Genomic DNA, 3,258 nt, shown 5'->3' with positions numbered 1-3,258 from the left:
GTTTGCCGTAAAAAGCAAATCGATGGGTAATGATTGTATGTATCAACAAACAAGCAACAACGTTGTACTTTCTTATTCCTGTAACGCTCTTTCATTATGCAAATGATGAGAGGCTAACGTTATAGGGACAAGCGAATAAGTGCACATGGTGGATGCCTTGGCGATTACAGGCGATGAAGGACGTAGTAGCTTGCGATAAGCTGCGGGGAGTGAGCAAACACACTTTGATCCGCAGATTTCCGAATGGGGCAACCCACCCTTTTAGGGTATTGCAACCTGAATACATAGGGTTGCAAGGCGAACGCGGCGAACTGAAACATCTAAGTAGCTGCAGGAAAAGAAATCAACCGAGATTCCCAAAGTAGCGGCGAGCGAAATGGGAAGAGCCTGTACGTGATAGTCGGACCGATAACAGAATCCCCTGGAAATGGGAGCCATAGTGGGTGATAGCCCCGTATGTGAAATTGGACCGGTGATACTAAGCGTACGACAAGTAGGGCGGGACACGTGACATCCTGTCTGAATATGGGGGGACCATCCTCCAAGGCTAAATACTCGTAATCGACCGATAGTGAACCAGTACCGTGAGGGAAAGGCGAAAAGAACCCCGGAAGGGGAGTGAAATAGATCCTGAAACCGTGTGCATACAAACAGTAGGAGCGGACTTGTTCCGTGACTGCGTACCTTTTGTATAATGGGTCAGCGACTTACATTCAGTGGCAAGGTTAACCGCATAGGGAAGCCGTAGAGAAATCGAGTCCGAATAGGGCGATCAGTCGCTGGGTGTAGACCCGAAACCAAGTGATCTACTCATGGCCAGGATGAAGGTGCGGTAACACGCCCTGGAGGTCCGAACCCACTAATGTTGAAAAATTAGGGGATGAGCTGTGGGTAGGGGTGAAAGGCTAAACAAACTTGGAAATAGCTGGTTCTCTCCGAAAACTATTTAGGTAGTGCCTCAAGTATCACCATCGGGGGTAGAGCACTGTTATGGCTAGGGGGTCATTGCGACTTACCAAACCATTGCAAACTCCGAATACCGATGAGTGCGAGCTTGGGAGACAGACGTCGGGTGCTAACGTCCGGCGTCAAGAGGGAAACAACCCAGACCGCCAGCTAAGGTCCCAAAGATTGGCTAAGTGGAAAACGAAGTGGGAAGGCTAAAACAGTCAGGATGTTGGCTTAGAAGCAGCCATCATTTAAAGAAAGCGTAATAGCTCACTGATCGAGTCGTCCTGCGCGGAAGATGTAACGGGGCTAAGCCAGTCACCGAAGCTGCGGATATCCTTTATTGGATATGGTAGGAGAGCGTTCTGTAAGCCTGCGAAGGTGTCTTGTAAAGGATGCTGGAGGTATCAGAAGTGCGAATGCTGACATGAGTAGCGATAATGGGGGTGAAAAGCCTCCACGCCGTAAGCCCAAGGTTTCCTGTTCAACGTTCATCGGAGCAGGGTGAGTCGGCCCCTAAGGCGAGGCAGAGATGCGTAGCTGATGGGAAGCAGGTTAATATTCCTGCACCGTCGTATGATGCGATGGGGGGACGGATCGCGGAAGGTTGTCCAACTGTTGGAATAGTTGGTTTTTGGCTCATAGAAGGCGCTTAGGCAAATCCGGGCGCGGAATTCAAGGGGTTGAGACGAGTGAATTTATTCATGAAGCAATCGGAAGTGGTTCCAAGAAAAGCCTCTAAGCTTCAGTCATACGAGACCGTACCGCAAACCGACACAGGTGGGCGAGATGAGTATTCTAAGGCGCTTGAGAGAACTCGGGAGAAGGAACTCGGCAAATTGGTACCGTAACTTCGGGAAAAGGTACGCCCCGGTAGCTTGAATGGTTTACTCCATGAGGGTGAAAGGGTTGCAATAAACTGGTGGCTGCGACTGTTTAATAAAAACACAGCACTCTGCAAACACGAAAGTGGACGTATAGGGTGTGACGCCTGCCCGGTGCTGGAAGATTAAATGATGGGGTGCAAGCTCTTGATTGAAGTCCCAGTAAACGGCGGCCGTAACTATAACGGTCCTAAGGTAGCGAAATTCCTTGTCGGGTAAGTTCCGACCTGCACGAATGGCGTAACGATGGCCACACTGTCTCCTCCCGAGACTCAGCGAAGTTGAAATGTTTGTGATGATGCAATCTACCCGCGGCTAGACGGAAAGACCCCATGAACCTTTACTGTAGCTTTGCATTGGACTTTGAACCAATCTGTGTAGGATAGGTGGGAGGCTTTGAAGCGGGGACGCTAGTTCTCGTGGAGCCAACCTTGAAATACCACCCTGGTTTGTTTGAGGTTCTAACCTTGGTCCGTTATCCGGATCGGGGACAGTGCATGGTAGGCAGTTTGACTGGGGCGGTCTCCTCCTAAAGTGTAACGGAGGAGTTCGAAGGTACGCTAGATACGGTCGGACATCGTGTTGATAGTGCAATGGCATAAGCGTGCTTAACTGCGAGACTGACAAGTCGAGCAGGTACGAAAGTAGGACATAGTGATCCGGTGGTTCTGTATGGAAGGGCCATCGCTCAACGGATAAAAGGTACTCTGGGGATAACAGGCTGATTCCTCCCAAGAGTTCATATCGACGGGGGAGTTTGGCACCTCGATGTCGGCTCATCACATCCTGGGGCTGTAGCCGGTCCCAAGGGTATGGCTGTTCGCCATTTAAAGTGGTACGTGAGCTGGGTTTAAAACGTCGTGAGACAGTTTGGTCCCTATCTGCCGTGGGCGTTGGAAATTTGAAGGGGGCTGCTCCTAGTACGAGAGGACCGGAGTGGACGTATCTCTGGTGTACCGGTTGTCACGCCAGTGGCATTGCCGGGTAGCTAAATACGGAAGAGATAACCGCTGAAAGCATCTAAGCGGGAAACTTGCCTTGAGATGAGATTTCCCAGAGCCTTGAGCTCTTTAAAGGGTCGTTCGAGACCAGGACGTTGATAGGCTGGGTGTGGAAGTGCAGTAATGCATTAAGCTAACCAGTACTAATTGCCCGTACGGCTTGTCCCTATAACCTTAGCAGGTACAGAGGATAAGACGGTACAACGTTGTGCGTTTGTTGATACTACGATTCATTACCCAATCTTTGCTTCTTCCAGATTCAGGCTTTGTCGCTCAACAGAGGACAAATGCCAGTACAAGTTATGCCTGATGACCATAGCAAGTTGGTCCCACCCCTTCCCATCCCGAACAGGACCGTGAAACAACTTTGCGCCGATGATAGTGCTGCAACCAGTGTGAAAGTAGGTTATCGTCAGGCTTGTTAT

2 rRNA genes are annotated in these 3,258 nt (G+C 50.2%); both read left to right on the top strand.

Annotated elements, in window-relative coordinates:
- Positions 1–125: 125 nt before the first annotated feature.
- Positions 126–3,001, top strand: a 23S ribosomal RNA gene (locus CSZ94_RS26860).
- Between the two features lie 137 nt (positions 3,002–3,138).
- Positions 3,139–3,251, top strand: a 5S ribosomal RNA gene (gene rrf / locus CSZ94_RS26855).
- Positions 3,252–3,258: the final 7 nt, after the last annotated feature.

Source organism: Janthinobacterium sp. ROICE36, assembly GCF_002869965.1.
In the GTDB taxonomy this organism is placed as follows: Bacteria; Pseudomonadota; Gammaproteobacteria; order Burkholderiales; family Burkholderiaceae_D; genus Janthinobacterium.
This window is presented reverse-complemented; position numbering and strand designations above follow the sequence as displayed.